Origin of the sequence: Kitasatospora sp. NPDC057518 (assembly GCF_042802075.1) — a bacterium.
Lineage (GTDB): Bacteria > Actinomycetota > Actinomycetes > Streptomycetales > Streptomycetaceae > Kitasatospora.
Genome location: NZ_JBHVEU010000511.1, coordinates 1 through 6,018, shown reverse-complemented (window position 1 = coordinate 6,018; position 6,018 = coordinate 1). Strand labels below are relative to the sequence as shown.

At 74.3% G+C, this 6,018-nt stretch carries 5 protein-coding genes; 4 read left to right on the top strand and 1 reads right to left on the bottom strand.

Going from position 1 to position 6,018, the window contains the following annotated elements; all coding sequences use genetic code 11:
- Nucleotides 1-300 precede the first annotated feature (300 nt).
- Nucleotides 301-1,491: a peptidoglycan-binding protein gene (locus tag ACFU7Z_RS34645; RefSeq protein ID WP_380781959.1), complete on the bottom strand. Its 1,191-nt coding sequence runs from the start codon at nucleotides 1,489-1,491 to the stop codon at nucleotides 301-303.
- A 358-nt stretch (nucleotides 1,492-1,849) separates the two neighbouring features.
- Between ACFU7Z_RS34645 and ACFU7Z_RS34640 the strand changes: the two genes are divergently transcribed.
- From ACFU7Z_RS34640 to ACFU7Z_RS34625, 4 genes are all read left to right on the top strand, one after another.
- Nucleotides 1,850-3,169, top strand: a complete 1,320-nt coding sequence (locus ACFU7Z_RS34640; RefSeq protein ID WP_380781957.1) for a DUF6271 family protein — start codon at nucleotides 1,850-1,852, stop codon at nucleotides 3,167-3,169.
- Nucleotides 3,169-3,666 (top strand): GNAT family N-acetyltransferase, encoded by a 498-nt coding sequence (locus ACFU7Z_RS34635; protein WP_380781955.1) that lies wholly within the window; start codon nucleotides 3,169-3,171, stop codon nucleotides 3,664-3,666. The genes ACFU7Z_RS34640 and ACFU7Z_RS34635 overlap by 1 nt, the downstream gene beginning before the upstream one ends.
- A 143-nt stretch (nucleotides 3,667-3,809) precedes the next feature.
- A complete protein-coding gene (gene adhP / locus ACFU7Z_RS34630; RefSeq protein WP_074004513.1) occupies nucleotides 3,810-4,823 on the top strand; it encodes an alcohol dehydrogenase AdhP in 1,014 nt (337 codons plus the stop codon).
- A 173-nt stretch (nucleotides 4,824-4,996) separates the two neighbouring features.
- Nucleotides 4,997-6,018: hypothetical protein (locus ACFU7Z_RS34625; RefSeq protein ID WP_380781953.1), on the top strand; the 1,022-nt coding region annotated here is incomplete at its 3' end.

Here is a 6,018-nt window from a genome sequence, read left to right as displayed (position 1 = left end):
GAGCAGGGCGGCGTACTCCAGTGCGGTGAGTTCGCGGCCGGGCAGCCGCAGCGCGCGGCCGGTGGCGCGGGCGAGCGCACGGGGTACCTCCTTCGAGTCGGGGCCACGAGGACGGCCCCAGGCTCTCCCGTCCGATCCTCATCGGGCATCTGACGGTGGAAGTAACCTCGCTTACTCCCCGGCGAGTACACGCACCGGGCGACAGCCGGAGCGCTCCTCCCCGAGGAGCAGCACGGAACAGCGGGGAGCAGCCGGAGACAGCGGGAAGCAGCCCCGGCCGCGGTTCCCCCGGAGCCGGCCTCAGTCGGTCACCGCGAACCCCTGCGCCGCGCCCAGCTGCTGCAGCGAGGCCTGGCCGGGGATCCCGTCCGCCGCCCCCGCCTGGTACCCGCAGCGCCGCTGCCAGGCCGCGTACGCGGAGACCGTCCGGGTGCCGAACGAGCCGTCCACCCACCGCTGGTCGAGCAGCCCCTCGTCGGCGAGCGCCTGCTCCACGATGGCCACCTCGGACCCGTACGTCAGGTGCCCCTGCGCGGCCCCCGGGTCGGTCCCGGCGGCCGCGACCACGTGGGACACCGAGACCGTCCGCTGCCCGGGCAGGTAGCCGAGCAGCCGGCGCAGCGAGCTCTCCCCCGGGACGCCGTCCGCCGCCTGCCCGGCGTAGCCCAGACTCCCCTGGTAGTCCGCGTAGTTCTCGGTGTCCGCGTCCGTCCAGTTCGGGCCGGGGCCGGAGCGGTAGTGGTCGCCGAAGCCGTGCGCGACCAGCGCCCGCCCGACCACCGTCACCTGGTAGCCCTGGGCGCCGTAGCCGTACGGCAGGCCGTTGATGCTGACCTGGTAGCGGGCGGTCGTGACCGGGGGCACCGGCTGTTGCTGGGGCGGGATGCCCGGGGAGCCGGGCCCGGCCGTGAGGTCGGGCCAGGAGCCGGGGTCGGTGTGGTCGTTGTACGGCACGTGGGCGTGCGCGTACCAGCCGCCGAGGGCCTCCCAGGTCCGCTCGTCGCGGTGGCTGGAGAAGTCGGTCGGCCGGCCCATCGGCCAGATGTCGGGCACGCCCCAGGAGGAGATCCAGGCGTGGATCCGGTCCCAGCCCGCGCACGGGGTGTCGACCAGGCGCGGGTAGACGGCGCCCTGGTAGCGGCAGTAGGGGAAGAACACCGCCTCGATCTGGATCACCACCCGCCCGGCCCGGTTGGTGCGGGTGGGGCTCTGGCTGGGGCTGAGCAGGCTCTTCGAGCGGGAGTCGGCCGGGAACAGCTGCGCCGTGCGGCCGCTGAACGGGTCCCAGACCAGGTGCGGCGCGTCGCCGGCGCCGCTGCCGGTGAAGTAGCCGACCAGGTCCTCGTAGGAGCACCAGTCCTGCGGCGCGGCGGCGGTCGCGTTGCGGTCCCAGGTGATGTGGGCGATGGCCTTCGGCGGGTACTGCTGATCGGTCGGCGCGTGGTCGCCGAGGTCGTGGATCTCGGCACCGGGCAGCCACAGTTCGGGCATCGTGGGCTCCTCCGAACGGCGTGAGGGCATCACCTCCGGTATCGGCAGGCAGGGCTCACGGATTGACCCCGACGGCGCAAAACCCCGGCAATGAACCCCCCGTACCCGTCCGGCCGTTCGACTCAGCGAGGGCTCTTCGTCCTCACGTGCGATTCGGGCGCCCGTGCGGGGACGGCCGGTCGCACGGAAGGGGGCGCATTCCACCCCGTCGGGGCGCCGCTGTCAATCGTTGACTTCACAAGTGGTCTAGTCCACGGTGGTCCGGCAGACCGGCCCGAGCCGCCGTCCGGGATCCCCCTGTGCGCTCAACTGGCAATCACTGCACCGAATCTGACGATCCGATGGAGAAACCCGCACCATGCAAAGAGTCTGCCTCGCCCTGCCCACCATGCGGTCCTGCCCCGACACCATCGCGGAACTCGCCGAGGAGGCGGCCTACGCCGTCGCGACCTTCGGGGTCGAGGTGCACCTGCTCGTCCTCGACACCACCGACGCCGTCGCCTTCGCGGAGAACGCGGGCGCCGTGGCCGCGCTGGAGCCCACCCCCGGCGTGGTCGTCCACCACCTCGGCGAGGCGCGGCAGCGGGAGTTCCTGCGCCGGGTGGCCGAGCGCTCCGGCGCCGCCGACCCCGAACTGCTGCTCGACATGATGCTGCCGCCGGCCGTCGCGTACGGCTCCTGCGTCAACCGGCTCTTCCTCGGCGCGGCCGCCCTGGGCTGCACCTCGACGCACCTGCGCAACGACGACGCCGACTTCCAGGTCGTCGACGGCCGGAAGGTCTTCCCGATCCACCACGAGCTGCTCTCGATCGGCCGGCCGGCCGGCGAGGCGGCGGCCGTCGTGTCCCGCTCCGAGCTCGACCCGGCCGACGCGGACAAGCCGGTGATGCTGGTCAGCGGCTCCTTCATCGGCGAACTCAACGTGGACATCAGCGAGATCCACGAGCTGGACCCGGCCGTCTACCGCGAGGTGGTGCGCCTGTGGACCCCGCCGGTGTGGTCGGAGGAGGAGCAGGACGCGATGGTGGACGTCTCCTTCAAGGGCGCCGGCTCCGAGCCGTTCACCACCGACGAGTCCGTCCTCGGCGTGCCCGACATCTGGGACGTCTACATGTGCAACATCGCCCTGGACCACCGGGCCTACGAGGTGCTGCCGCTGCTGCCCTCGATCGAGACGATCGGCAGCGACTACGCCCTGCTGCACGCCATGGTCCACTCCCGGCTGCCCGGCGTCGTCCACAACCGGCACATCGTCAACTACTACACGCCCGAGCGCCGCACCGGCTCCGGCTTCGTCAACTACCAGCTGCGGTTCGTCAAGTTCCTGCTCTCGATGCTGTACCTGTACCCGGTCTACGGCGGGATGATCGACCTCGGCCGCGGACTGCTGGACGAGCGGCACGGGCTGAAGGTCGAGCCGCTCCTCGACCTGGTGCGCGGCAGCGTCGACTGGGACCGGGCCGGGAACGAGCACTGCCTGGACGTCCTGGACCGCTCCTACCGCAAGCTGGGCGGCAAGTACGCCGAGCTCGCGGACGTGGTGGCCGAGCGGCGGCAGCAGCTGCTGGACGAGGCGCGGGCGGACGCCGAGCGCTGGGCGGTGCTGGTGGAGGCCTGGGCGGCACTGGTGGCCGCCTCCCGCGCGGAGGGGCTCGGCGCCTCGGAGGTTCCGGCCTAGTGGGCGAGGACCTCCGGATCCGGCTCCTGGCCGACGGCGACTGGGACGCCGTGGTCGCGCTGGAGTACGACGCCTACGCGGCCGACGGCCTGTCGGAGGGCCGGGAGGCGCTGCAGTCCCGCGCCCTCGGCTCGCCGGAGACCTGCTTCGTGCTGGAGCAGGGCGGCACGGTCCGCGGCTACCTGCTGAGCCTGCCGTACCCGCCGCTGCTCTGCCCGGACCTCGCCCGGGCGGAGGACGCGGTGCACGAGTCGGGCAACCTGCACGTGCACGACCTGGTGATCGCCGAGGACCTGCGCGGCCGGGAGGTCGCGCTGGGGTTCATCCGGCACTTCCGGGAGCGGGCGGAGGAGCTGGGCTTCGAGCGGATCTCGATGGTCGCGGTGCGCGGGGCGGACATCCTGCTGCGGCTGCTCGGCTACCGCGCGCACCGGGAGGTGGCGGTCCCCGCGTCCTACGGGCGGCGCGCCGTCTACATGTCGATGCCGGTGCGCTGACCTGCGGGGATACCTGGCCCCATGCCCACTCTTTTGGCCTAGTCCGGACGGCGAAGATCACCCCATCGGGTGAAGCTGGTGGCGGCTGCGCCCGCGCGCGCGGCCGCCGGCAGCACCCGTCCGTACGCCCGAGGGAGAAGCGCATGAAGGCCGCCGTCGTCCACGACTTCACCGCACCGCTGGCCGTCGAGGACCGCCCCCTACCGAAGCCCGCCGCGCACCAGGTCCGGGTCCGGATCGAGGCCTCCGGCCTCTGCCACACCGACATCCACGCCGCCCACGGCGACTGGCCGGTCAAGCCCAGCCCGCCGTTCGTCCCCGGGCACGAGGGCGTCGGCATCGTCGAGGCGGCCGGCGACCAGGTCCGGCACGTCCGGGTGGGCGAACGGGTCGCCATCCCCTGGCTCGCGGACGCCTGCGGGCGCTGCGATCACTGCGTCTCCGGCTGGGAGACGCTCTGCCTCCAGCAGCACAACAGCGGCTACTCGGTGGACGGCGCCTACGCCGAGTACGCGCTCGCGCACGGCGACTACGTCGTCCCCGTCCCGGACGGCATCGACCCGCTGGACGCCGCCCCGCTGTCCTGCGCGGGCGTCACCACCTACAAGGCGCTCAAGGTCTCGGACGCCCGGCCCGGCACCCGGGTGCTGGTCTCCGGCATCGGCGGACTCGGCCACCTGGCCCTCCAGTACGCCCGGATCTTCGGCGCCGAGACCATCGCCGTCGACGTCACCGACGACAAGCTCGCCCTGGCCCGCGAGCTCGGCGCCGACCACGTCCTGGACGCCCGCACCCAGGACGTCGCGGCCGAGGTCCAGGCCCTGGGCGGCGCCCACGCCTCGATCGCCCTCGCCGTCAGCAACGCCTCCTTCCAGGCGGCCTACGGCGCCCTGCGCCGCGGCGGCACCCTCGTCCTGGTCGCCCTCCCGGCCGAGGGCAGGCTCGAACTCCCGGTCTTCGAGACGGTGCTGAACGGCACCAAGGTGATCGGCTCGATCGTCGGCACCCGCGAGGACCTCGCCGAGGTCTTCCGCCTGCACGCCCTCGGCCGCACCCGGGTGATCCGCGAGACCCGCCGGCTGGAGGACGTGAACGCCTGCTTCGACGAGGTCCTGAGCGGCAAGGTCTCCGCCCGCCTGGTCTTCGACCTGCGCTGACACCCCCCGCCCACGGCGCGGGTCGGCCGACGGGCCGCGCCCGGCTACGTCCGGATCGCGTCTCAGTCGCGTCTCCGTTCGGTTCGGCATGGGTACGAACCGGGCCCCGGTCCGGGATCGTGGGGGCAACCACTCGTGCGGCAAGGGGAGTTGCCATGGGGGACGGCCGGGGCTTGGCACCGGATGCGGTGGCGGCGCTGCTGGGCGACGGGCCGCACCGGGCGGTGGCGGAGGTCGTCCGGGCGCGGTTGCGGACGGTGCCGGAGGGGGCCCGGGCGCTGACGGCGGCGGAGGCGAGCCCGGGGGACGCGCGGGCACGGGCGCTGCTGACCGCCGCCGTCGACCACCTGCTGGCCGCGGACCCGGCGTTCGCGCGGTACCTCGCCACCACCGGGCTCGGGAAACCGGCCGACCCGCCGACCGTCCAGCTGCGGAGCGAGCCCGGCACCGTACAACTGCGGGTCGGACCGCCGTCCACGCCGCCGCCGGCGAACCCGGCCACCGTCCAGCTGCGGCTCGACCCGGGGGCCGCCCGCGCCCGGACGCTCGCCGCCCGGCGGAGCGGCACCGGCATCGTGGTGGCGCTCGCCCTGGTGCTGATCGCCGCACTGGTCGCGATCGGCATCCACCTGGGCTCGCGTCCGCTGCTGAAGCCGGGCGGGCCCGGACTGGCGCACGCCGCACCGCCGCTGGGCGACCCGGCGCTGGTCCGGGCGGTGCTGCCCGACGCGCGGGCGCTGCCGGGCGGCTGGCAGGTGCGACGGGAGCCGACGGCGGGGACCGCCCGGGGCGGCGGGCTGCCGTGCCTGCTCCCGGACTCCTGCGACCTTCAACTCGCCTCCGCCACCGTGACCTTCGGTTCGGCCTCGGCGCAGACCGTGGAGTTCGGCGTGGCCTCCTTCGCCTCCCCCGAGGCCGCCGCCCGCGCCTTCGACCACACGCTCGACCGGACCGCCGGCACCGACCCGGCGGCGGCCGTCCCGCGGATCGGCGACCAGAGCGCCGTCCGCGTCCAGGGCTCCTCGTCGGCGGTGGCACTGGCCAGGGTCGGCAGCGTACTGCTCGTCGTGCGCGAGGAGGGGTCGGGGGGGGCGCTAGCCCGGGGCCCGGGCAACACGCGGCCGGAGCGGCTCGGGGACGCGGGCCCGGCCGGGGGCGAGCGGCGCCCGCCCCCTGCCCCCACGGCGGGGCCGCG

Excerpts from the sequence above, each read along its gene's own strand:
- ACFU7Z_RS34645 (WP_380781959.1), bottom strand. The coding sequence starts at position 1,491 with ATGCCCGAACTGTGGCTGCCCGGTGCCGAGATCCACGACCTCGGCGAC.
- ACFU7Z_RS34640 (WP_380781957.1), top strand. The coding sequence starts at position 1,850 with ATGCAAAGAGTCTGCCTCGCCCTGCCCACCATGCGGTCCTGCCCCGAC.
- adhP (WP_074004513.1), top strand. The coding sequence starts at position 3,810 with ATGAAGGCCGCCGTCGTCCACGACTTCACCGCACCGCTGGCCGTCGAG.